24 protein-coding genes are annotated in these 22,469 nt (G+C 64.1%); 8 read left to right on the forward strand and 16 right to left on the reverse strand.

The features are described from left to right. The first annotated feature begins 57 nt into the window (after window positions 1-57). Together ACZ1JX_RS10840 and ACZ1JX_RS10845 are read left to right on the forward strand one after the other, a co-directional pair. Window positions 58-1,431, forward strand: coding sequence for a glutamate--cysteine ligase (locus tag ACZ1JX_RS10840; RefSeq protein ID WP_465123568.1), 1,374 nt, complete (start codon window positions 58-60; stop codon window positions 1,429-1,431). Window positions 1,432-1,527: 96 nt separating this feature from the next. Then, complete coding sequence (locus tag ACZ1JX_RS10845; RefSeq protein WP_465123569.1) at window positions 1,528-1,827, forward strand: putative quinol monooxygenase; 300 nt, start codon at window positions 1,528-1,530, stop codon at window positions 1,825-1,827. A 362-nt stretch (window positions 1,828-2,189) separates the two neighbouring features. On the opposite strand, the gene ACZ1JX_RS10850 is transcribed toward ACZ1JX_RS10845, so the two are convergent. The 6 genes from ACZ1JX_RS10850 to ACZ1JX_RS10875 all read right to left on the reverse strand — a co-directional run bounded on the left by ACZ1JX_RS10850 (window position 2,190) and on the right by ACZ1JX_RS10875 (window position 10,636). Continuing rightward, window positions 2,190-4,616, reverse strand: a complete 2,427-nt coding sequence (locus tag ACZ1JX_RS10850) for a TonB-dependent receptor domain-containing protein (RefSeq protein ID WP_465123570.1) — start codon at window positions 4,614-4,616, stop codon at window positions 2,190-2,192. A gap of 269 nt (window positions 4,617-4,885) precedes the next feature. Beyond that, on the reverse strand, window positions 4,886-6,238 hold the full coding sequence (locus ACZ1JX_RS10855; protein ID WP_465123571.1) for a methyltransferase family protein: 1,353 nt from the start codon (window positions 6,236-6,238) through the stop codon (window positions 4,886-4,888). A gap of 108 nt (window positions 6,239-6,346) precedes the next feature. Beyond that, a complete protein-coding gene (locus tag ACZ1JX_RS10860; protein ID WP_465123572.1) occupies window positions 6,347-7,690 on the reverse strand; it encodes a PQQ-like beta-propeller repeat protein in 1,344 nt (447 codons plus the stop codon). Window positions 7,691-7,709: 19 nt separating this feature from the next. After that, window positions 7,710-8,468 (reverse strand): tetratricopeptide repeat protein, encoded by a 759-nt coding sequence (locus ACZ1JX_RS10865; RefSeq protein ID WP_465123573.1) that lies wholly within the window; start codon window positions 8,466-8,468, stop codon window positions 7,710-7,712. Between the two features lie 144 nt (window positions 8,469-8,612). Beyond that, window positions 8,613-9,785, reverse strand: coding sequence for a glycosyltransferase family 4 protein (locus tag ACZ1JX_RS10870; RefSeq protein WP_465123574.1), 1,173 nt, complete (start codon window positions 9,783-9,785; stop codon window positions 8,613-8,615). Then, the gene (locus ACZ1JX_RS10875; RefSeq protein WP_465126397.1) at window positions 9,782-10,636 is read right to left on the reverse strand and encodes an alpha/beta fold hydrolase; all 855 of its coding nucleotides are present in this window, start codon (window positions 10,634-10,636) and stop codon (window positions 9,782-9,784) included. The genes ACZ1JX_RS10870 and ACZ1JX_RS10875 overlap by 4 nt, the downstream gene beginning before the upstream one ends. Window positions 10,637-10,708: 72 nt before the next feature. Here ACZ1JX_RS10875 and ACZ1JX_RS10880 point away from each other — a divergent pair, with 72 nt between their 5' ends. Both ACZ1JX_RS10880 and astD read left to right on the forward strand, forming a co-directional pair. After that, window positions 10,709-12,112 (forward strand): protein adenylyltransferase SelO, encoded by a 1,404-nt coding sequence (locus ACZ1JX_RS10880; RefSeq protein ID WP_465123575.1) that lies wholly within the window; start codon window positions 10,709-10,711, stop codon window positions 12,110-12,112. Window positions 12,113-12,244: 132 nt separating this feature from the next. Continuing rightward, on the forward strand, window positions 12,245-13,660 hold the full coding sequence (gene astD, locus ACZ1JX_RS10885) for a succinylglutamate-semialdehyde dehydrogenase (protein WP_465123576.1): 1,416 nt from the start codon (window positions 12,245-12,247) through the stop codon (window positions 13,658-13,660). 4 nt (window positions 13,661-13,664) lie between these two features. On the opposite strand, the gene ACZ1JX_RS10890 is transcribed toward astD, so the two are convergent. After that, window positions 13,665-13,883: a hypothetical protein gene (locus tag ACZ1JX_RS10890; RefSeq protein WP_465123577.1), complete on the reverse strand. Its 219-nt coding sequence runs from the start codon at window positions 13,881-13,883 to the stop codon at window positions 13,665-13,667. 118 nt (window positions 13,884-14,001) lie between these two features. After that, window positions 14,002-14,514: a glycine zipper 2TM domain-containing protein gene (locus ACZ1JX_RS10895; protein WP_465123578.1), complete on the reverse strand. Its 513-nt coding sequence runs from the start codon at window positions 14,512-14,514 to the stop codon at window positions 14,002-14,004. Between the two features lie 205 nt (window positions 14,515-14,719). Between ACZ1JX_RS10895 and rarD the strand changes: the two genes are divergently transcribed. Beyond that, window positions 14,720-15,610, forward strand: a complete 891-nt coding sequence (rarD, locus tag ACZ1JX_RS10900; protein WP_465123579.1) for an EamA family transporter RarD — start codon at window positions 14,720-14,722, stop codon at window positions 15,608-15,610. Here rarD and pyrC read toward each other — a convergent pair. Then, the gene (gene pyrC / locus ACZ1JX_RS10905) at window positions 15,607-16,644 is read right to left on the reverse strand and encodes a dihydroorotase (RefSeq protein ID WP_465123580.1); all 1,038 of its coding nucleotides are present in this window, start codon (window positions 16,642-16,644) and stop codon (window positions 15,607-15,609) included. The genes rarD and pyrC overlap by 4 nt on opposite strands. Window positions 16,645-16,683: 39 nt before the next feature. Between pyrC and ygfZ the strand changes: the two genes are divergently transcribed. Then, a complete protein-coding gene (gene ygfZ / locus ACZ1JX_RS10910; RefSeq protein ID WP_465123581.1) occupies window positions 16,684-17,430 on the forward strand; it encodes a CAF17-like 4Fe-4S cluster assembly/insertion protein YgfZ in 747 nt (248 codons plus the stop codon). Here ygfZ and ACZ1JX_RS10915 read toward each other — a convergent pair. Beyond that, window positions 17,414-18,001, reverse strand: a complete 588-nt coding sequence (locus ACZ1JX_RS10915) for a TetR/AcrR family transcriptional regulator (RefSeq protein ID WP_465123582.1) — start codon at window positions 17,999-18,001, stop codon at window positions 17,414-17,416. The two genes, ygfZ and ACZ1JX_RS10915, sit on opposite strands and share 17 nt — an antisense overlap. A 37-nt stretch (window positions 18,002-18,038) precedes the next feature. Between ACZ1JX_RS10915 and ACZ1JX_RS10920 the strand changes: the two genes are divergently transcribed. Next, window positions 18,039-18,923 carry a metal-dependent hydrolase gene (locus tag ACZ1JX_RS10920; protein WP_465126398.1) on the forward strand — a complete coding sequence of 295 codons (885 nt, stop codon included), beginning with the start codon at window positions 18,039-18,041 and terminating at the stop codon, window positions 18,921-18,923. Between the two features lie 119 nt (window positions 18,924-19,042). On the opposite strand, the gene ACZ1JX_RS10925 is transcribed toward ACZ1JX_RS10920, so the two are convergent. The 3 genes from ACZ1JX_RS10925 to rplU form a co-directional block, all read right to left on the reverse strand. Beyond that, window positions 19,043-19,612, reverse strand: coding sequence for a GNAT family N-acetyltransferase (locus tag ACZ1JX_RS10925; protein WP_465123583.1), 570 nt, complete (start codon window positions 19,610-19,612; stop codon window positions 19,043-19,045). A gap of 235 nt (window positions 19,613-19,847) precedes the next feature. Continuing rightward, window positions 19,848-20,117 (reverse strand): 50S ribosomal protein L27, encoded by a 270-nt coding sequence (rpmA, locus tag ACZ1JX_RS10930; RefSeq protein WP_465123584.1) that lies wholly within the window; start codon window positions 20,115-20,117, stop codon window positions 19,848-19,850. Window positions 20,118-20,145: 28 nt separating this feature from the next. After that, window positions 20,146-20,442, reverse strand: a complete 297-nt coding sequence (rplU, locus tag ACZ1JX_RS10935) for a 50S ribosomal protein L21 (protein ID WP_465123585.1) — start codon at window positions 20,440-20,442, stop codon at window positions 20,146-20,148. A gap of 260 nt (window positions 20,443-20,702) precedes the next feature. Here rplU and ACZ1JX_RS10940 point away from each other — a divergent pair, with 260 nt between their 5' ends. Beyond that, window positions 20,703-21,233: a hypothetical protein gene (locus tag ACZ1JX_RS10940; RefSeq protein ID WP_465123586.1), complete on the forward strand. Its 531-nt coding sequence runs from the start codon at window positions 20,703-20,705 to the stop codon at window positions 21,231-21,233. A 96-nt stretch (window positions 21,234-21,329) separates the two neighbouring features. On the opposite strand, the gene ACZ1JX_RS10945 is transcribed toward ACZ1JX_RS10940, so the two are convergent. From ACZ1JX_RS10945 to ACZ1JX_RS10955, 3 genes are all read right to left on the reverse strand, one after another. Beyond that, window positions 21,330-21,713 carry a hypothetical protein gene (locus ACZ1JX_RS10945; RefSeq protein ID WP_465123587.1) on the reverse strand — a complete coding sequence of 128 codons (384 nt, stop codon included), beginning with the start codon at window positions 21,711-21,713 and terminating at the stop codon, window positions 21,330-21,332. 80 nt (window positions 21,714-21,793) lie between these two features. Then, a complete protein-coding gene (locus ACZ1JX_RS10950) occupies window positions 21,794-22,240 on the reverse strand; it encodes a molybdenum cofactor biosynthesis protein MoaE (RefSeq protein ID WP_465123588.1) in 447 nt (148 codons plus the stop codon). Further along, complete coding sequence (locus ACZ1JX_RS10955; RefSeq protein WP_465123589.1) at window positions 22,233-22,469, reverse strand: MoaD/ThiS family protein; 237 nt, start codon at window positions 22,467-22,469, stop codon at window positions 22,233-22,235. The genes ACZ1JX_RS10950 and ACZ1JX_RS10955 overlap by 8 nt, the downstream gene beginning before the upstream one ends.

Below are 22,469 nucleotides of genomic sequence, written 5' to 3' on the forward strand. Positions count from 1 at the left end.
GTGGCGGGCAACAATTTGACTGGCTAAAAGCTGTCCTGCCCATTAACGGAAGCGGGCATGAGCACGCGGCAAGTTTCAAATAGCAACGATCCCATAATCGAAAGCCGCGACATGCTCGTGGTGCCGATGCAGAAGGGCGAAAAGCCCAAGGAAAACTGGCGGATCGGCACCGAACACGAGAAGTTCGTCTATCGCACCAGTGACCGCGCCGCGCCTTCGTATGGCGAGCAGGGCGGCATCCGCGACCTGCTGAACGCGCTGACCGAGTACGGTTGGGAGCCGATCATCGAGGGCGGAAATGTCATCGCGATGTCCGGGCCGGACGGGGCGGTAAGCCTCGAGCCTGCCGGGCAGCTGGAGCTTTCTGGTGCGCCGCTGGTCAACCTGCACCAGACCTGCGCGGAGACCGGGCGGCATCTGGCGCAAGTCAAGACCATCGGCGACAAGCTGGGTCTTGCCTACCTTGGCCTTGGGCTGTGGCCGGACAAGACCCGCGAAGAACTGCCGATCATGCCCAAGGGCCGCTACGACATCATGCTGCGGCACATGCCGCGCGTGGGATCGATGGGCCTCGACATGATGCTGCGGACCTGCACCATCCAGACCAACCTCGATTATTCGAGCGAGGCGGACATGGTGCAGAAGTTCCGCGTTTCGCTGGCTTTGCAGCCGCTGGCGACGGCATTGTTCGCCAATTCGCCGTTCCTTGAAGGCAAGCCCAACGGCTTCCTGTCCTATCGCAGCCACATCTGGACCGATACGGACCCTGCGCGCACGGGGATGCTCTCGTTCGTGTTCGACGAGGGCTTCGGCTACGAGCGCTATGTCGAATACATGCTCGACGTGCCGATGTATTTCGTGTTCCGCGATGGCAAGTATATCGACGCGGCGGGCCTGTCGTTCCGCGATTTCCTGGACGGCCAGCTTTCGGTCCTGCCGGGCGAGAAGCCGACTCTTTCGGACTGGAACGACCATCTTTCGACCGCCTTCCCCGAAGTGCGGCTGAAGTCTTTCCTCGAAATGCGCGGGGCCGATGGCGGGCCGTGGAACCGGATCTGCGCGCTGCCGGCGCTGTGGGTGGGCCTGCTTTACGATCAGGGCGCGCTGGATGCGGCGTGGGATCTGGTCAAGGGCTGGGACATGGACGGGCGCGAGCGACTGCGGGCAGAAGTGCCCAAGCGCGGGCTGGACGCGACACTGCCGGGGGGTGGCTCCTTGCGGGACATCGCCGCCGAAGTGCTGGCGATCTCGCGCGGCGGGCTTTCGGCGCGGGCGCAACTGAACGAGGCGGGCGACAACGAAACCGGCTATCTCCAGCCGCTCGACGAGATCGTGGCGACAGGGAAGACGCCGGCCGAACGGTTGCTGGATCTCTACCACGGTCCGTGGAGCGGCGATCTGTCGCATATCTACGGGGAAAAGAGCTTCTGATCCTGCCACGCCGGACGGCACCGTCCGGCATTATGGGTTTGCGCCTCACCCATGCGGGTGCAATGAATCGCGCACGATATTGGGGATTTTCGAAGCATGATCATCGTGATGGGCACCGTTCGCGTTCCGGTGGAGAACATCGAGCCGATCCGGCCGATGATGGCCAGGGTCATCGCGGCGACACTGGCCGAGGACGGCTGCATCCAGTATGCCTATGGGCAGGACGTGCTAGATCCCGAACTGATCCACATCGCCGAGAAGTGGCGCGACATGGCAGCGCTCAAGGCGCATTTCCAGACCGAGCACATGAAGGTCTGGGCCGAAGAGCGCGCGACGCTGGGGCTGTTTGACCGCAATATCCGGGTGTTCGAGACCGACGAGGGCGTGGAAGTCTAGGGTCCAAACCCAATCAGGGCACGTTCGAGGCGTCCAAATGGCGAAGATATCGGGCGGAGCGGCCCGTCGCGAAGGCTGGTTGCCTTTGCAAGGGCCGGTTTGCCCGAGATCGAAGCCATTTGGACGCCCCGAAGGGGTTCGACCAGAATGGCCCATTGCCGCGTCGGCAGGACTGGAAATATCGACATATTACTGCGCCCTGCCTCCTTGCGCTGAGCCATTCTGCCTCGAACCTCGAACGTGCCCTGATTGAGTTTGGACCCTAGCTCCCGTCGGGCTGCGGGTCATGGCATAGACGGCACTACGCAAATGCGCTGCGGGCCTGATGAGAGCAATCGTCAGGCCCGGCTCCAGTCTCACGATCAGAAGAAGAATCTTGCCGACGTGGATACAGCGCGGCCGAACAAGGGTCTGGTCATGACCACGCCCGATGCCGGCAGGGCACCTTCCGAGATACCAGTGATGGCAAGTGTGTTGAACAGATTGGTCGCGTTGACGCTCAGTTCAAGCCGCTCCATCGGACGGACCTGCGCAAACAGTCCAACGGTGGTATAGCCCGGCAGACGCAATTGATTGATGTCTTGCGCGAAGCTTCCCGTGACGCCCGTGATGTTGGCTCCGACCGTAAAGGCATTGGTGTCGAACTGCGGGGTCAGACCGTACAACAGCTTGGGCTGACCACGCGGAACATTGCCGACGAGTACCGGATTCTCGGCACGTCGGATCTTGGCTTCAGTATAGGTGGCGTGCGCCATGACGCTGAACGGTCCGCGCCGGAAGACGCCTTCGAACTCGAGTCCGTACGCTTCATAAGCGCGCGTGACAGAGGAAAGCTCGAGCTGGCCGGTCGCAGGGTTCGTGAGGATCTGCGAATTCGTGTCGTCAGTCTTCGCGTGGAAGCCGGTGAGGTTCAGCACGAGCCCGTTGTTCCGGTACTTGAAGCCGACCTCCGCCTGTCGCACGCTATCATCGCCCGCGGCACTGTTCACCAACGCTCCGGTGGTCCGGCTGACAGCAGGGGTAAACAGGATCTTGTCGGCCGCTGCCCTAGCGCCAAGACTATAGCGCGCGAACACCGCGAACGGATCGGCGAGGCGGTAGTTCATGCTGACGGAGTATGACAAGTAATCGTGGTGGTAGTTCACCGGGAGCGTCACGCCTGTCGGCACGAACGACACCAGTGTTTCCGGCCTGGAGATGGCACCATCGCCATTCATGTCCAAGGTCCGCACGCCACTGTCGTTCATGATGTTGCCGTTGGCGCGGCTGTTGTCCCAACGCACCGACGCGCCCAAGGCAAGCTTCCCCTTGTGGAAGTTCACGGACGCAAATGGTGCCGTCGTCTGATAGGTTACGTTGTTGTCCCTGATGTTCCCGGCACCACCTGGACCGCCATAATTGCGATAGCCACCGTCGGTGACCGCAACGCCTCCTGCGGTCGTCAGGTTCAACGGCACCGATTGGCCGCCGCCGACAACATCCTGGAAGAACGTGGCAAAGCTGATTTCGGAGACGAACTTCTGGCTGGACCGATAGAGGCCGGTCGTTGTGGTCAGGTCCCCGCCGCCCACGCTCCAGACGCGACTGATGCGCAAGTCATTGGTCATGTTGCTGACATCGGGCGCATCATTGTCGGAGAAGAACGACAAGGCAACCAGACCGTTGCCGTTGGCGACATCGAACAACTGTCCGGCACGCGGACCCGCGGCATATCTGTATGTCGCCCCGGTTCCACCGAACCGCGTCGCGAACTGAGCGGCAGGTGCTGCGGCCGAACTCACCAGAGTCGTGTTGCGCGTTGATTGGTCGGCATAGCGGAAGCGGTTTGTCAGCGACCATTCACCGAGACTGAACTGCGCTTCGAAGCCCAGTGCCTTGGCTTTGACTTCCACCCCGTCAGTGAAGTTTCTGCGGCGCGGTGAGCCCGAAGAGCCGAGCGTCAACGCGACCGGCAGATAGGGTGAATGCAGTGAATCGGTACCGCTATCGACACCGCGCGGATTGGCGAAGGAAGGGTCGGCATTGGTGCCGGTGACCAAAAGCGGCATGCCGGCGAAAGTGGGGACGCGGTCATCCAGCAGCTTGGCATGGACGCGGATGTATCCGCCATCGAACTGCTTGGTGACATTGAGCTTGACCTGTCCGCCGCGTGAAGCGTTGAAACCGGTTTCGCGCACGCCCTCCCCTTCACGATAGAAGCCGCCGATGTGGAAACGCCAGCCGTCTCCCAGGCGGCCGCCATAATCGAAATCGGTGCGGTAGCTCTGGAAGTCCGCGCCGATGCTGGCCATGATCGATCCGCCCTCGACCTCCCCGGTCTTGGAAATCAGGTTTATGACGCCGCCGGGGGAGTTGGATGCGAAAGTCGATGCCGAACCGCCGCGAATGGATTCAACCTGCGCGACATTGAAGTCCGCACGCACAAAGAGATCCGGCGTCAGGCGCATCAAGTCACCAAACTCCATGACCGGCAGGCCGTCTTCCTGAATCTGGATGTATTTGCTGGCTCCGTTGACCATCGGCAGCCCGCGAACGGTGTAATTGTTCTGCGCTTCACCACCGCCTGCTTCAACGCGGATGCCGGGAATGTTGCGGAACAGTTCGGCGAGCGACCGTGGCGCAAGCCGAATGATGTCATTTTCCTTGATTGCGCTGGTGGAGGTTGCGCTGTTCAAGCGATCGCGCCCGCGGGCAACGCCGGTGGTGACCGTATCATCACCATCAACGGTGCGGCTAGCTTCCCAGGCGGTGCGTGGTTGGGCATCCTGTGCGGCGGCCGTGTTGGCCATGGCCAAGACTGCAAGAGCTGTCGCTGAACCGCAACGGCGCACATGACGACGTGAATGTTTCATGGAGTTCCCGTTTCTGCCGAATGACACGGAACTCCCTATGGTGCGGCGATGTAGGCTGCTTTAAATGCAAACCACTGGCAAAACCCGGTACCGCCGAACAAGAATGTTAACTTTCAGAACGTCCACACTGTGAACGATGCTTTGCGCCTTGGCGCCATCACTTCGGAAATCTTTGAAAAACAAGGCCACCATGCCCGTTGGCGCAATCAGACTGTCGACGTTGGTCCTTTTGCACCCTGAGCGACCGGTCTTTTTGGCGTCACCGCGCGGGTCAGCTTGCGCAGAGTGGCGGTGATCGGGCCGTGCTCGGCCATCCAGGTGTAGTACTCGCGGTACTTGGCGTCTTCGGCGAAGAGGTGCTTCTCCTCGGTGCGGGCGCGCCAGTAGTAGACCGCGCTGACGAAGGCGAGGATCACGGTGTTGCGGATGGCGTCGACCATCGAGCCGCTGGTGGTCAGGAACGGCAGCGAGGCGAGCCACCAGTAGGCGTTCTTGGACAGGTAGGCCGGGTGGCGGGTGTAGCGGTAGGGCCCGTTGGTCAGGACGCCGCGATAGGTGAGGTTGGAAAAGCGCAGGCCGAAGGCGACGGTGGCCCAGGCATACACTGCGGTGAGGAACACCAGCGCTGCGGCCCAGAGCCACAGGAGACCAGTGTGGCCTTGCAGCCAGAATGCCCATTCTGCGCCGTTGTGACGGTAATCGAGCACGTCGCCATCGCCCATCAGGATGAAGGGCGGGTAGCAGATCAGCGCCGCGACCCAGGCTGAAAGATGCGGATTGGCTGTACGGATCTGCGCGTCCAGCGGCTTCATCGTGACGAGATAGCCGACCATGGCAATCTGCACGTCGATCATGAACATCGTCTCGATCAGCAAGGTGCCGAGCGCGACGGGATCGTGGAGGACGGAAGCCCAATCGAAGTGCACGACGGCAGCAAAGCCTCCTGGCACGATCGAGATCATGAAGGCGCAGAAGAAGCCTTTCACCAGCCACGACAGTGCATGGCGTCTGACTTCTTCCGGCTCCCACGGTTCGCGGCCGATGAGCATGGCACCGAAGTGCCACGAGGCATCGCGCGGGTTTACCAGCACGCGGTCAAGCCACAGGACGTAAGGGATTGCGCCGAGGAACAGGATGGGAGCGGCGGTTTCCAGCACTTCCATGGCGAAGACGTATTGCCCGCGCCAGTACCAGCGGGCGATGCAATAGGCGAAGCCGATCACGGACCATGTGGCCCAGAGCCCGGCGATCTTTGTGATCGAGATGTCGACCACATCGCGCAAGGGGCGCGGGGCGGACCAGTCTATGCCGGTGGAGGGGCGCAGGTGGACTTTCTCGACCAGCAGCGACCATGCGACCATGGCGCTGCCGGAGAACAGCAGCGCGGCGAGCGCGGCTGAGGGGCCATCCATGACTTCGGCGGGGGCAGAGAGGCCCAGCGTCGTGACGATCTGCGGCCAGAAGCGGCAGGTCAGCACCCACAGGGCAAGGCCAGCGACTCCGGCAAGGCCAGTGCCTGCGGATACATCTGATGGTGGCGGGGCCGGACGGGCGCTCATGCACCCGTCCTTAGCGCGCAAAGCGTTAGGATATGGTTGTGATGAGGCGACCAATGTCTGTCCGCAGGCCCACCCCCAGCCCCTCCCGCTTGCGGGAGGGGGGAAGAATTAGCGGAACGCGGTGATCTTGCCCTTGTCGTCGAGGATGTAGAGCGTCTGGTTGGCGACGATGGGGGCAAGCGTGACGCTGGAGCCGACCTTGCTGAATTCGCTGACCGTGCCATCGGTGACCGAGGCCTGCATGATCTCGCCGCGCGAGTTCGCCATCCATAGGCGGTTGCCGGCAAGGACAGGGCCGGTCCAGAGGATCTGGTTCTTCTTCTTCTTTTCGTTGCGATAGCGCTGGAGCTGCGTCATCCAGCGGACCTTGCCGTTGGACTTGGCGATGCACAGCAGCTTCGCCTCGTCGGTCAGCGTGAAGATCCAGTCGCCCGCGATGGCGGGGGTGGAGATGCCGGCGAGGTTGAGTTCCCAGATGCGCTGGCCGGTGACCAGTTCATAGGCGGCCATGCGACCACCCTGCCCCAGTGCATAGACGCGGCCGCGTTCGATGATCGGATCGGCGTCGATGTCGGTCAGGGTGGAAACCGAAGTGGCGATGGAGGTGCGCGCGAGGGCATCGGCCCAAAGCTGGCGACCGTTCTCGTAGCGATAGGCGACGAGTTCGCCCGAGGAGTAACCCGCAACGATGGTGCCTTGGCCTGCGGCGGGCGAGGCGACGCCGAACACGTTTGTCTGGCCTACGGAAGCATTCTCGTTCCACAGCACTGCGCCATCGGCCTCGTTGAGGGCGAAGAGCTGGTTGTCCTGGCTCATCACCATGACCTGCCCGAAGGCAACCGTGGGCGAACCGCGCAGCGGGCCTGCGGGCTTCACGCGCCACTTGATCTCGCCGGAGCTGGCATCGATCGACGCGACCTCGCCGACGCCGTTGGTGACGTAGACCTTGCCGTCATCGTAGGAAGCGCCGCCGCCGAAGGTGGAGCCCGCATTCTGCTTCTCGGCGCGGACCGAGGTGTCCCATATGCGGGCGCCGGTGATGGCATCGAACGCGTGGACAGTGCCGTCGGTATCCATCGCGAAGAGCTTGCCACCGCCAACGACCGGTGAAGCAGCCAGGCGCTGGCGGGCGTTCGAACCCTTGATCGAGACGCTGAAGGCGCGCGAAGGCGACTCCGCGAGGGCAGCGTGCCCATAGGATTTCGACGCATTGCCACCGCCCTGCGCGAACTCGGTGTTCACTTCGGGAGCGGGCAGGACCACGCTCATCAGCGAGATCGAATCGTCAACCTTGGTACCGGCTTCGATCTTGGACAGGATCGGCTGGCGCATGCCGACGGTTGGCGTGGTCTTGACGCCCTTCTTGCCGAAGACGCCGCAGCCGCCCAGAGCAAGCGCGAGGACCAGCACGCTGGTAAGCGAGGCGCGGCGGAAAGTGGGCTTCGGCGTCATCGGATGCATCCTCAAATTCTTACTGCGCCGGCTGGACGATCGCGGCCGAGCCGGGTTCCTCGACCGCATCGACGCCAAGCAGGCCCGCCATCTGGCGAGTGCGGCGACGCAGCGTGTCGGGGACGGTCTTGTCCTTGGCAATCTGCGCGAAAAGCGCTCCTGCCAGATCGTTCTTGCCCTGCTTCATGTAGGCAAGGCCGACGAGTTCGCCTGCGCTGCCGAACCAGGCGTTGCCTGGGACGGCCAGCGGCTTGAGCCGTTCGACCACCTTGTCTGGGCCAAGCTGGTCGAAAGTCAGCGAGACTTCGCGGATCGTGGCGAGATCGCGATAGGCCTGCGGCGTATCGGCATCGGCGGCAATCGCGGCGAAAGCCTTGGCTGCTTCTGCATTCTTGCCCTGTTCGGACAGGACGCCTGCGGCGAGCATCCGGGCGGTGGCGCGGTAACCGTCAGTGCCATCGCTGGCGAGCGGGGCGACAGCGTCGGTCGCAGCCTTGAGGTTGCGCACTTCCAGATCATCAAGCGCCTTGGTCAGCGCTTCGCCCTGTTCGGCGGCCTTGGCGTTGCTGTGGTTTTCATACCAGAGGTATCCGGCAAGGCCGAGCAGGCCCGCAGCGATCAGCCCGCCGACGGGCTTTCCGTACTTCTGGATCGCGGTGAAGACCTGGTCTTCACGCAGGGCATCGTCAACTTCGCGCAGGAAGCCATCGGCCTGAGCGTCAGCGCGCTCGGCAAGCTGGTTGGAACGGGTTTGATTGCGATCAGGACGGAGAGCCAAGGCAGCGCTTTCGGGATGTGACGTTGAAGATTGCTAGCGTTTGTCTGGCGCGGTGTTTAGCGGATGGCCCCGCCTTTTCAACGGAATTGATTCTCGGCGAAGGGCCTGCCGTCCTGCGCGTGAACGGTGGCTGAAGCAGAAGCCTCAACCGAATGCCTCACGACCAAGAACCCGGGCGTACGCCTCGGCATAGCGCTTCGCCATGACCCGCTCGTCATATTCCGCTCCAGCGCGGGCGCGGTTGGCGGTGCCCAGGCGCTGGCGCAGGGCAGGATCGGCAGCAAGTGCGGCAACAGTCTGGGTCAGGGCAGCGTCATCACCGGCCGGGGTGATAAACGGTCGGTTCTCTTCCGACACCATTTCGGCGACGTCGCCCACAGCAGGGCTGGCCACGGCAAGGCCTGCAGCCATGGCCTCGATTACGGATAGCGGGGCCTGTTCGCTGTCGGACGAAAGCGCGAAGAGATCGAACAGACCGACAGCGGCGGAAGGATCGGCAACGTGGCCGGGCAAGTGCACGCGGTGGCCGATATCGAGCCGCATGGCCTCGGCCAGGATCGCCTCGCGCTCCGGCCCTTCGCCGAGAATGACGAGATGCCATTCGGGCGGCAGATCGACCAGCGTGCGGACCATGCGCGGCAGGTTCTTGACCGCGCGAAGCCCTGCGAGCGTCCCCAGCCACTTCTCGCCAGGGCGCTTGACCACGCGCGGCAGGACATCGGGCCGGGGTTTTCTGGCGTAGAGCGAGGTTTCAATGCCGTTGGGGATGCGCAGGACCCGCCCGCGCGGCTGGTGCCAGGCGGTGAGCGCGATGTCTTCGAGCTGGCGCGAGGGGACGATCAGCGTGCTGGCGCGGGCCAGTGCGACGCGGCGATACCAGTTGCGGCTGCGCTTGAGACCGCCGGATTCGTCGGCGTTGAAGCCGTCTTCGTGGTGGATCAGCGGAGCGAGGCCCATCGACGGCGCGAAGATGGCATGGGCGAGCGCTGCGTCCATCGCGCCCCAGTTGTAGGTCAGGATCAGGTCGAAGCCCTGCATGGCGCGGGCGAGCTGTTGCAGGCGGCCGATGCGCAGCTTGCCCGCAAGCGGCGGGAAGCCGAACGGAAAGAAGGCGCGCACCTGTTTGTCTATCAGCGACTTTGCGCCCATCGCGCCCGGCTGGGCCGAGACGATGTGGTGTTCGAGATTGCGGCCGGCGGCACCCTTGCCCCAGCGGTTCATCAGGGCAACAGCCCGACGCTCCTTGCCGCCCGCATCGAACGTGGAATGCAGGTGAAGCAGCTTGATCGGCGCAGGCGCAGTCCTGTTCTGGGTCATGCCTTGGCGAGCAGGCGCTCTATCGCGGCGATGCTGTCAGGCTCGTCCAGCGTGGGCGCGTGGCCGATGCGCGGGATGGTGACGAGTTCGACGCCGGGGCGCGAGGCCATCTTTCGGGCCGTTGCGGGTTCAAGAATGTCGGAGGTCTCACCGCGCAGGATCAGCAGCGGGCGCGTGGCGAGCGCGTCGTAGAGCGGCCACATGTCGACTTGCGGAGTGGCTCCGGCAGGAGCCTCGAAAGGTTCGGCGATCTTCATGTCATAGTCGAAGGCGATGCGGCCGCCGGTGCCCAGCACCATGATGCGCTTGGCGTAGCGGAGCCAGTCGGTGATGTCCCAATCGGGATAGACATCACCGCTGCTTTCCTGAAGCGCGCGGGCGGCGTGCATCCAGGTTTCGAAGTTGCGCCCCTGCCCGACATAGCCGCGGATGCGCTCCAGCCCCTTTTCCGACACTTCGGGGCCGACATCGTTGAGCACGGCGGCGGCGATGCGCTGCGGGTTCGACATGGCGAGCAGCATGGTGAGCAGTCCACCGAGCGAGGTGCCGATGGAGACGAAGCGGTCGATCCCTTCATGTGCGAGCAGGGCCTCGACGTCCTGCAGGTAGTGCATGGGCGTGTAGGTCATCGGGTCCTTGGCGTAATCGCTGTCCCCTCGCCCGCGCATTTCGGGGCAGAGCACGCGCCATGTACCGGCGAGCCGGGTGGCAAGGTCTTCGAAATCGCGGGCATTGCGGGTGAGGCCGGGCAGGCAGATGACTGGCGGCTTGGCAGCGTCACCATCGAAATATCGGAAATGCAGGCGCAATCCGTCGCTGCTGGTCCAGTAGCGATCTTCGTATTCGGCCATTTCTTCTGGTATTCCGCGTGAAATCGGGGGTGCCTGCTTGCGGGCAGGCTTGGTCATGCCCACTATTGCCGGATGCAGGCGCTCCCGCAAGACGCGATCTATCGTCCCTCGCCCAGGATCATGGCTCTGGCTGACTGGATCGGCGATCCGGTGCGCCCGGCGGACTTCCCCGAAACACGCCTGCGCTGGCGCAATGACAGGGCGGCGGCGGATGTCGGGCTGGCAGGGCTTTCGGACGAAGACTGGGTGCGGCACTTCGGGCGGTTCGACCCGCTGGAAGGCAATATGCCAGGACCTCTGGCGCTGCGCTATCACGGGCACCAGTTCCGCGTGTACAACCCGGATCTGGGCGACGGGCGCGGCTATACCTTCGCGCAGATGCTGGATGGCGACGACCGGCTGATGGACCTTGGCACCAAGGGGTCCGGACAGACGCCGTGGAGCCGCGCGGGCGATGGGCGGCTGACGCTGAAGGGCGCGGTGCGCGAGATTCTGGCGACCGAGATGCTCGAGGCGCTGGGAGTAAACACCAGCCGCACGCTTTCGGTGATCGAGACGGGCGAATCGCTCTACCGGGGGGACGAGCCTTCGCCGACGCGCTCGGCGGTGCTGGTGCGGCTGAGCCACGGGCATATTCGCATCGGCACGTTCCAAAGGCTGGCGGCGCTTGAGCTTGAGGACGAGATGGCGCAGTTGGTGGCCTATTGCCTCGCCAATTTTCCGGGGGGGCATGAAGATGCAGCCCATCCGGCAGTGCGGTTCTTCAACCAGGTGGTCGAGCGCATGGCCGACATGGCGGCGAGCTACATGGTGGCGGGCTTCGTCCATGGCGTGCTCAATTCCGACAACATGAACGTGACGGGCGAGAGCTTCGACTATGGGCCTTGGCGCTGGCTGCCGAAGTGGGAGCCGGGCTTTACCGCCGCCTATTTCGATCATCAGGGGCTTTATGCCTATGGCCGCCAGCCCGAGGCGATTCACTGGAATTGCGGGCAATTAGCCGTGGCTTTGAGGACTTTGGTTGACGCGCCGCCGCTGATCGAGGCGCTCAATCGCTATCCGGAGCTTTATCAACACGCGATGACGCGGCGGTGGCTCTGGCGGCTTGGCGTGGAGCAACGCGGACTGGAGGAAGACACCGCGCTGATCGGGGCGTGCGAGAAGGTGATGGTCACGCAAGGATTGGGGCCGGATGCGTTCTTCTTTGCGCATCGCGGCGGGCGCGGGGACTTCTGCGCGGGCGAGGAGGAGCAGGCGCTCAAGGCGGCGCTGGCGCCCTATGCCGCGGCTGACCTTAGCCATCCCTACTGGTCCGACGCCGCACCGCAGTCCATGCCGATCGATGAGGTGGAAGCCATCTGGCAGCCGATTGCCGAGAGCGACGACTGGAGCGCGCTGTTCGCCAAGGTCGAGGCGGTGCGGCGGATGGGCGAAGCCATGGGGGCACGACCGGAACCCGAGGGGCACAGGCCTTGATGATTTCCCGTCTACGGGGGTGGTAGCGCGGGTGAATATTGTTTAATCGGTAACGAATGTCGCGTTACGGTACGCCCCGGGACCGGGACCCCATCGTTCGCGCAAGAACCGAAAAGAAGAGCAGGCAAATCCGTGGCAGCTGCCGAAATCGTCTCGTTTGAACCCGCAACCGGCGCCGAGGTATGGCGCGGCAAGATCGGCGATGTCGATGAAGTCGTCGCGCGTGCAAGGCGGGCCTGGCCTGCCTGGGCCGCCCAGCCGCTGGCCACGCGCATCGAACTGGTGCGGCGCTTTGCCAACGAGGTCCGCAAGGACGCAGACAAGCTCGCCATGATGATCTCGCGCGAGACGGGCAAGCCGCTGTGGGAAGCACGCACCGAAGTCGAGAGCGTGGTAAACAAGGTCGAGATCTCGATCCGCGCCTACGCCGACCGCACCTCGCAGCGCAAACTCGATTCGGCGATGCAGGGGACTGCGGCGCTGCGGCACAAGCCGCATGGCGTGCTGGCGGTGCTGGGGCCGTACAACTTCCCCGCGCATCTGCCCAATGGCCATATCGTGCCCGCGCTGATCGCGGGCAACGCGGTGGTGTTCAAGCCTTCGGAAAAGACGCCTGCCACTGGTGAGATGCTGGCGCAGTGCTTCCATCGCGCAGGGATTTCGGCAGCAGTCGTTCAGGTGTTGATCGGCGGGCCTGCGGAAGGGCAGGCGCTGGTCGCGCATGACGGGATCGACGGCGTGCTGTTCACCGGTTCGGCCCATGCAGGCATCGCGATCAACCGCAAGCTGGCTTCGAATCCGGGCAAAATCGTCGCGCTGGAGATGGGCGGCAACAACCCGATCGTCGTGTGGGACACGCCCAAAATCGAGGATGCTGCAACGTTGATCGTGCAGTCCGCCTTCACCAGCGCAGGCCAGCGCTGCACGGCGGGGCGGCGGCTGATCATCAAGGCTTCGATGTACGATGCGGTGGTCGGCGAAGTGAAGCGACTGGCCGACCGGATCATCGTCGGCGCACCGTTCGACGAGCCTGCGCCGTTCATGGGGCCGGTGATCGACAACCGTACGGCCGACGGGCTGACCGAAAGCTTTGTCTATCTGCTCTCGTCGGGCGGGCGTCCGATCAAGCACATGGTGCGGCTGCAGGAAGGACTGCCGTTCCTCAGCCCTGCGATCATCGACGTAACCGGCATTGCCGAGCGGCCCGACGTGGAACTGTTCGGCCCGCTGCTGCAGGTGGTGAAGATCGACGATTTCGACGAGGCGATTGCCGAGGCGAACAACACCCGTTTCGGCCTTTCGGCCTCGCTGATCGGCGGGCGTCCCGAAGATTACAACCGCTTCTGGGCGAATATCCGCGCGGGCGTGGTCAACTGGAACCGGCCGACCAACGGGGCTTCCTCGGCAGCACCGTTTGGCGGCGTGGGGCTTTCGGGCAACCACCGGCCTAGCGCCTATTATGCGGCGGATTACTGCGCCTATCCGGTTGCCTCGACCGAGATGGACCAGCCGCGCGCGAGCATCGGCGTGGGATTGCGCAGCGAGTAGGACCTCAGCTTTTCGGATCGGGTAGCGGGAGCGCAGGGTCTATCGGGCCGCCGGGCACGATCGCCAGATTGCGCATGTTTTGCTGACTGAGATCGGGATCGACCATCAGCTGGCCCTCGAGCGCTTCGGTCATGACCGGATCGAGCGGAGTCTTGTCCTGCTCCACGGGCGCAGTGCCGCATGCGGCGAGTGCGAATGTCATGACCAGGCCGAGGCTGCGCATTGCTTGGGACTAGCGCAACAGGGTTAAGAAAAAGGGAGCGCCCCGCTTGTGCGGAGCGCTCCCCTGCCGACCTTTCAGCGCGACCCGAAGGACGGTCAGTAACTGTTAGCGGCCCAAATTACCGACAGCGCGAGCCGCCGCGGTCAACCTCGCGGCCGAGCAGGGCGCCACCGGCGGCACCAAGGATCGCGCCCAGGGTGCGGTCACCGTAGTTGCCGGCAACTTCGCGGCCGATCAGGGCACCGGCAGCACCGCCGATCAGAAGACCGGTCGTGCCGTTGGAGCGACGGCAGTAGTAGCGGCCGTCGTTGCCGCGCCAGACGCGGGTGTTGCGATAGACCGGATCACCGTAGTAGCCGCGGTCATTGCTGCGGTAGTAGTTGCGGTCATAGCCACGGTCATATCCGCGACCGTAGTCACGATCATAGCGGTCATGACGGCCGTGCCCGCGCCAGTCGCGGCGTTCGCGGCCATGCTCCCAGCGGTCATCATCGTCCCAGCCCTCGTTCCACTGCGTGGAGATCGCGGCACCGGCATGGGCCTGCGGGAGGACGGCTGCGGTCGCAGGGACTGCGCTTGCGACGGTCGAGGCGGCGACGAGCGCAAGTGCGGATTTCTTCAGGTTGAACATCTTCGTTCTCCTCATTTCAGGAGGACCTCACCTGCTTTGGCGACCAGTCCCGCTGCTTCGTTTGTTAAGGTTTACGCCGCCCAACCTGAACAGATCGCAACCAGAGCGTCAGAATCCGGCTTTGCGGTGAAACGAAGCGTGTTGCCGATGAAATGCCCGTCAGGCGGGGATTGGCGAATGTCCCCATTGCTGGCAGGGCGCAGAGATGAGCGAATCCACCACCTTCCGGCGCGGCCTTGCGGCAGCCCTGATCGCCTACGTGATCTGGGGCCTGCTTCCGCTTTATTTCAAGGCCTTGCACGCCGTACCGCCGCTCGAACTGGTGGGCTGGCGCGTGGTATTCACGGTGCCGGTCTGCTGTGTGATCGTCTGGGCGCGGCGGCAATGGCCCGACGTGCGGGCGGCCATCGGCGACCGGCGAGTAATGGGCCTGCTGGCCTTGAGCGCTCTGCTGATCGGATCGAACTGGCTGATCTTCGTCATCGCGATCAACAACGGGCACGTTCTGGCGACGAGCCTTGGATACTACATCAATCCGCTGCTCAACGTGGTGCTCGGCACCGCTTTTCTGGGGGAACGGCTGACGCGCGTACAATGGGCGGCGGTCGCTCTGGCAGGGGCTGGAATCGCGCTGCTGCTGAGCGGAGCGGTGGACACGCTGGCCGTCGCGCTGTCGCTGGCGTTCTCGTTCGCGTTCTATGGCTTCGTGCGCAAGCAGGCTCCGGTGGGCGCTTTGCCGGGGCTGACGATCGAGACGGCCATGCTGTTCATACCCGCGGTGGTGGCAGTGGCCCTGGCAGGCAATTCTGCGCAAGGAAGCAGCCTTCTGGCGGGCGGCTACACCACGCCGCTGGTCATTGCTTCAGGCGTTGCAACAGCGATCCCGCTTCTGCTCTTTGCCATCGCCGCGCGCAGCCTGCCGCTTTCCACGCTGGGCTTCGTGCAGTTTCTTTCGCCCACCCTGAGCTTCATCCTCGGGCTGACGGTGTTCGGCGAGTCGCTCGATGCGACCCGCCTCGCCTGCTTCGCGCTGATCTGGGCGGCGATTGCGCTCTATAGCTGGGACATGGCCAAGCGCGCCCGCGCGTGCCGTTAGGCCAGCCGCCAGTTCAGCGTTTCGCCTGCATGGAACGGCACGATCATCGTGCCGTTGCAGTCGACCACTTCGGGGACGGTGACCGGCGCCTTCTCCAGCGTGATCGTGCCTTCGTTGACCGGCATCCGGTAGAACGCGGGGCCGTTCAATGAGGCGAAGGCTTCAAACCGGTCGAGCGCGCCTTCCTCGTCGAACACGGTGACGTAGCTTTCGAGCGCGAAGGGGGCGTTGAAGATGCCAGCGCAGCCGCAGGCAGCTTCCTTGAGATGCTTGGCGTGGGGTGCGGTGTCGGTGCCGAGGAATACGCGCTCGCACGTGGACGTCGCCAGCTTTCGCAGGGCGAGACGGTGCTTTTCGCGCTTGGCTACGGGCAGGCAGAACGCATGCGGGCGGATGCCGCCGACGAGCATGGCGTTGCGGTTGATGTGGAGGTGCTGCGGGGTGATCGTTGCTGCGATGTTCGGACCTGCCCCTTCGACGAACTGCGCGGCTTCCTCGGTGGTGATGTGTTCGAACACAATGCGCAGCTCTGGCATATCGGCCACCAGCTTCGTCAGCGTGCGCTCAATGAACACGGCTTCGCGATCGAAGATGTCGACGTGGCTGTCGGTGACCTCGCCATGGATCAGCAGCGGCATGCCGATGCGCTGCATGACTTCGAGCACGGGGTAGATGTTACGGATGTCGGTCACACCGTGGGCCGATCCCGTGGTGGCGTGGGCGGGATAGAGCTTGGCGGCGACGAAGACGCCCTCGGCAAACCCGCGCTCGACTTCGGCGGTGTCGGTCGAATCGGTCAAGTACAGCGTCATCAGCGGGGTGAAGTCGGTGCCTTCGGGGAGCGCGGCAAGGATGCGGTCGCGATAGGCGGCAACGCCCGCAACGTCCGTCATCGGCGGGGACAGGTTGGGCATGACGATAGCGCGGGCGAACTGGCGGGCGGTGTAGGGGACGACGCCGACCAGCACGTCGCGGTCGCGCAAGTGGGTGTGCCAGTCATCGGGGCGGCGAATGGTGAGAGTCGTCGTGTCCATGGGCTTCCCCTTAGCGGCGGCGCTGCCTATCTACCAGCCATGACCAACACGCCTTCCCGTCTGTTCGACCGTGCCCTTGTCCGCCTTTCCCCGCTGGAACCGGGAGAGGACGTTGCGGGGTTTCTGCAGGGACTTGTTACCAATGACGTGAAGGGCGCGCTGCCGGTGTGGACTGCGCTGCTCAGCCCGCAAGGCAAGGTGCTGTTCGACTTCCTTGTCTGGCCGGACGGTGTCGACGCGCTCCTTATCGATTGCGAGGCGCAAGCGGCCGATGCGCTGGTCAAGCGGCTGACGTTGTACAGTCTGCGGCGCAAGATCGGAATCGAGCGCGTCGATGGGCTCGGCGTTTTCTGGGAAGCTCATCCGGGCGACGGCGGGGCGGGTGATCCGCGTCTGAGCGCGCTGGGCCAGCGCTGGATTGCACCGGTTTCAACGGATGACCAGCCCGCCGACGAGGCGTGGAAAGCGCATCGCCTGAAGCTTGGAGTGACCGAGGGTCAGGCAGAGCTTGGCAATGGGGACGTGCTCTGGCTGGAATGCAATGCGGTGGACCTGAACGGCGTCAGCTTCACCAAGGGCTGTTATGTCGGGCAGGAGAACACGGCGCGGATGAACTGGCGGCAGAAGGTCAACCGCCGCCTTGTGGTGGTACCGCTGGACCGGTCTGACCCGGCGCGGCAGCGCGTGGCCTATCCGGAGCTTGGACTGGCCGTCGACCATCGCCGGGTGGAGGAAATCTCCGATGACCTCGTGCCCGGATGGATGGAGCTTACGGCGCCTGAGTAGCCTGCGTTGCAGCTATTCCTTCGATCAGCATCTGCTCGGCACGATCGCGCGCAGCGGTCCGCGGCAGTTCGAGGCCTTTGGCCAGCGGCCCGCCCATCAGCGCATCACCCAGGGCCATGAGCGTGAGCGCCAGCGTGGTGCTGCGCTGGGCGTCCGAACTGTATTCCTCGAGATCTACGACGAGATCGTGGATCGTATCAACGATCGGATCGAGCGCGTCTTCGTTGCCCGAGAGCAGCATCCATGAGGCGAGCGCGCCCGCGCCTTCACGGTCGAAAGCGTCGAACGTGAGGTCAACAACATCGCGCGGTTTGCCGATGCCGGAGCGACTGGCAATCACAGCATCGCGAATCGTGGCGCAGATGGTTTCGGCAAGGTGCTTGGCCAGCGCCTTTTGCAAACCCGCTGCCGAGCCGAAGTGATGCAGCAGGTTGGCGTGGGTCCTGCCGATCCGCCCCGCCACGGCCTTGAGCGTGACGGCCTGCGGACCGGTTTCCACCAGCAGGGCACGTGCAGCCTCGAGCGCGGCCATGCGGCTTTCTTCGGGCGGAAGCCTCTTCCTTATTGACATTGGTGTAAGCACGCCTAGATTGTCGTTCATGACCGCCATGACCCCCACGATCGCACTAGAGCGCGCCGCCACTTCCGGCAAGGCCGTGCCCACCCCTTCGGACCTGACGATCACGATACGCGACCGTCGCTTTGGCCGCAATGAGCCTGCGGGCCGCTGGTGGCTGAACAACGATCCAGTGGCGACGGCGTGGCACAACGCTCTCTCAGCCACCTTCCCGCGTGGCGAAGCCTTTTTCATCGAGGCAGTGAAGGCGCATCGCGATGGCGTGCCGCCCAAGCTGGAAGCAGAAATCCGCGCGTTCGTGCGGCAGGAGATCAACCACACGCGTGAGCACGTGGCGTTCAACCGCGCGGCGGAGAATGCAGGGTATGACATCGCCCGCATCGACAAGCGCGTCGAGGAAATGCTGGCGCTGACCAAGGATCGCCCGGTGATCCTCAACCTTGCCGCGACTATGGCGCTGGAACACTACACCGCGATGATGGCGCACGAGTTCCTTGCCAACCCTGCCCACTTTGCCGGAGCCGAACAGGAAGCCGCGGACATGTGGCGCTGGCATGCGATCGAGGAGATCGAGCACAAGGGTGTCGCCTACGACACCTGGTTGCACGCCACCCGCGACTGGAGCCGCTGGAAGCGCTGGAAGGTGAAAAGCCTTATGATGGTGGTGGTGACGAAGAACTTCATCACGCACCGTATCGAGGACACGCTCGACCTGCTCGCGCAGGACGGACTGACCGGCGCGAAGTGGAAGTGGAAGCTCGCCGCTTACCTGCTGTGGAAGCCGGGCGTGATCCGCCGCATCTTCCCGGCTTGGATCAGCTACTTCCTGCCGGGTTTCCACCCATGGCAGCACGATGATCGGGCGCTGATCGCCAAGTCGGACAGCGAGTTTCCCGATGCGGTGATGAAAGGCTGAGACAGCCCTCCTACAGTTCCAGCCGTCATCCCGGCGAAGGCCGGGATCCATGTGCTATCCTTAAACGCAATGGGCCCCGGCCTGCGCCGGGGCGACGAGAATTGGATGACGTAGGCGGATCAAGCCGCGCGTCGCATGGGCTCGAACCCGCCATCTTGTGGTCCGTCGCAATCGACCGGGGCCAGGAGGTCTATCGCGTGGACCAGTGCACTAACCGGTCCGCTCCGCGCGGGGCTCGAGATCTGGCGCACTTCTCCGGTCGAGCGGAAACCCGCCTTGGCGAGGACGCGGGCCGAGGCCGCGTTGTCGGCGAACGGCGTTGCGACCACGCGACGGTGCCCAAGAGAGCGCGCGAACGCGAGCACCGCGCGGACCGCTTCGGTGGCATAGCCCTGCCCCCAATGACGCCGACCGATCCAGTAGCCCAACTCCGTCTCATCGCCATAGCGTGCAAGGCCGACGCAACCGACCAGACGCGAGCCGTGCCCGCCCGGAAGCGTGATGAGGAAGTGCGGGTGCCTGCCTGCCTGTGGCAACGAGGCGAAGGTCTTGGCGTCCTCCGGCCCGTAGGGCCAGGGCGCGCGCGCAAGATGGCGCACGACCGCCTCGTCATCGATCAGGGCGTGGAGTTCGGCCCAGTCCTCGGGGAAGCCGGGCCGCAGGAACAGGCGTTCGCTGCGAATGAACATTGGAAATCTCCTTCGTCGGCCCCTCTGCCAGCGATCCTCTAAGCGGTTGACGTGACAGAGGTATTGCGCCCTGCGCCGGATCGGACGGGCTTTGCGTCCGAATGCGAGAGAGCGGGGTTGCGTCCGAGGGAGACGTGAAAAGAGGGAGACGGGCGGGGCCCTCTCCCTCTATCGGCCAGCGACTGAGCGCTGGCGGGGCCACCCCATCGGGATGGCCCTTTGTATGACCATCCGGTTATTCTGCCGCTTCGGCCTGCACGTCGACCGATACGTACTTGCGTCCAAGCTTGCCGGCATGGAAGCGTACGCGGCCTTCGCCGAGCGCGAACAAGGTGTGATCCTTGCCCATGCCGACGTTGGCGCCCGGGTACACGCGGGTGCCACGCTGGCGGATGATGATGTTGCCGCCGACCACTTCCTGGCCGCCGAACTTCTTGACGCCGAGGCGACGACCGGCTGAGTCGCGACCGTTGCGCGAAGAGCCGCCTGCTTTCTTGTGTGCCATCTCAGATTACTCCGAATTCCGTTTGCGCTCAGGCGACCGAGACGATGCGCAGCAGGGTCATCTGCTGGCGGTGACCGTTGCGGCGGCGATAGTTGTGGCGACGGCGCTTCTTGAACACGATCACCTTCTCCGACTTCGCCTGAGCGATGATCTCTGCCGAGACAGTGATCTTCGCGGCGTCAGCCAGCGAATCGCCGTCACCGGCGAGGAGGACTTCACCCAGCGTGATCTTGTCGCCGGCTTCGCCTGCCAGCTTCTCGACCGCGATCTTGTCTCCGGCGGCGACCCGATACTGCTTGCCGCCCGTGCGCACGATTGCGAACATCGTTCTGTGTATCCGTTCCAAAAGCCTGCGGTTGCCCGAGGCGATTCCAAATGAGGCGCCCAACGCCTGCGAATCGCTGACTGAGGGCAACACACCGTTACCCCGCTGCGTGCAGGGTCCCGGAAAGAGTGGCGCGGATAGTCAAACGCGGGCCCCGTGTCAATGCGATCTTGGCGGACTCGCGGGCAAAATCAGGCACGCATGGACGGCCGAGCGCACTGGACGCTGGCGAGTGCTGCCAGCCATGCTATGGCGCAGCCATGGTCCGGCGCAATACAAACATCGTAACTGTCGCAACTCTCGGCTTCGCCCTGCTCGTCAGTGGCTGTGCCGACCGCGACCGGTTCCCCTCGCTCGCCCTCAGACCGGCAGAGACTGCCTACCGGGTGCCAACAGGCACCGCTCCTGCGCCGACGTCCCCTGCTGTCATGTCAGAAGGCATGGCCGCGCGTCTTGCAGGGCTGAGAGACAAGGCCGCCAAGGCCCACGCCACTTTCGAAGCTGCACGCGGATCGGCAACGCGGGCCGTGAGTGCTGCCCGCGGCGCTTCCAAAGGTAGCGAAAGCTGGTCGGTTGCCTCGGTTGAACTCGCGCGGCTCGAATCTGCGCGGGCGCAGGCAGGACTGCCGCTGGCCGAACTGGACCGGCTTGAGAACGAGGCGAGCAATCGCGCGGTCGATGGATCGGACGCAGACCTGAATGCCGTGCGCGAAGCGCGCCGCGAAGTGGAAGCGTTGGTCGAAAGCGAAACCAAGGTCATCGATTCGCTGCTGGGGCAGCTCGCCGGATAAGGAAAAGGGCGCCGCGCGGGGGATGCGCAGCGCCCTTCGGGGGGTAGGTTGTAACGGTCAGCGAACGGTGGCGACGATCACCGCAATTGCCATGCCCTAGACCGCGATCAGCACCGGCAGGATCAGCACCTGCGCTATGGCCGAATTTGCATCGAGCTTGCCCGAGAGGGTCTGGATGCCCTTGCGGCGGAAATCATACCAGCCCAGCGCATCGGGATGGCGGTCTGCGCCAAGCTTGGTCCAGACGGCGGGGATGCCAAAGGCGCAGGCGATGAACAGCACGAAGATTGTCATCGGAATGGCCAGTTCGCCATTGCCGAAAATCGAAGCCATCATCGCGATGAAGGCGAGATAGCCGCCAGCCGAGACGGCATAGAGCCCGCCGGGCAGGCCGAAGTTGCGGTCAACGACCGTCTGTTGCGGTTGGGCGACAATATCGGCGACCTGCTCGATCCGGTCGGAAGCGATGTGCATGCTCATGGACTGGGCTCCTTGTAACGGAGCCTTGATGCAGCACTGCCAAGGGGGATTCCTTGACGGGAATCAAACTGCGCGCGGATTCATGCCCGCCAGCGCGAAATATCTTCGTGATCCTCAGGCCGTGGTTCGACCCAGCGCCAGCCTGCCGCGGTCTTCTCGCGTTTCCAGAACCAGGATTCGCTCTTGAGGTGGTCCATCGCAAAATCGGCTGCGGCAAAGGCATCGCGACGATGGCGTGCGGCAGCACAGACCAGCACGATGGCATCGCCGGGATACATCATGCCGCTGCGATGCAGGATCAGCAGGCCCTCGAGAGGCCAGCGCATCTGCGTGACGCGAGCCAGCTCCTCCATCCCGGGCAAGGTCATCGGTTCATAGTGCTGGAGTTCCAACGCCTCGACCCCGCCCGAATCGCGGACCTGGCCAAGGAACATGACGATGCCGCCCGCGTAGCGGTGGCGCGCATTGAAAGAGGCGATCTCTGCCGCCGGATCGAACGCGTCGAGCGAAAGGCGGACGTCAGCCACCGCTGACCGGCGGAAGGAAGGCAAGTTCGTCACCCTCGGCAAGGACCACGCCGCCAACGTCGGTGAGCAGACGGCCATTGTGGGCCATGCGGACTTTTTCGCCCAGAAGCTGGACCGCGAGTGCGGGGTCGAGGGTGGCGAGCACCTGCTCGACCGGCCCCGGAGCAACGGACATCTCGGCCATCCCGGCCACGTCCTCGAGCCGTCCCATGAACACCAGCCTTGCCAC

It is taken from the genome of Novosphingobium sp. BL-A-41-Hi4A-0G (genome assembly GCF_055521735.1).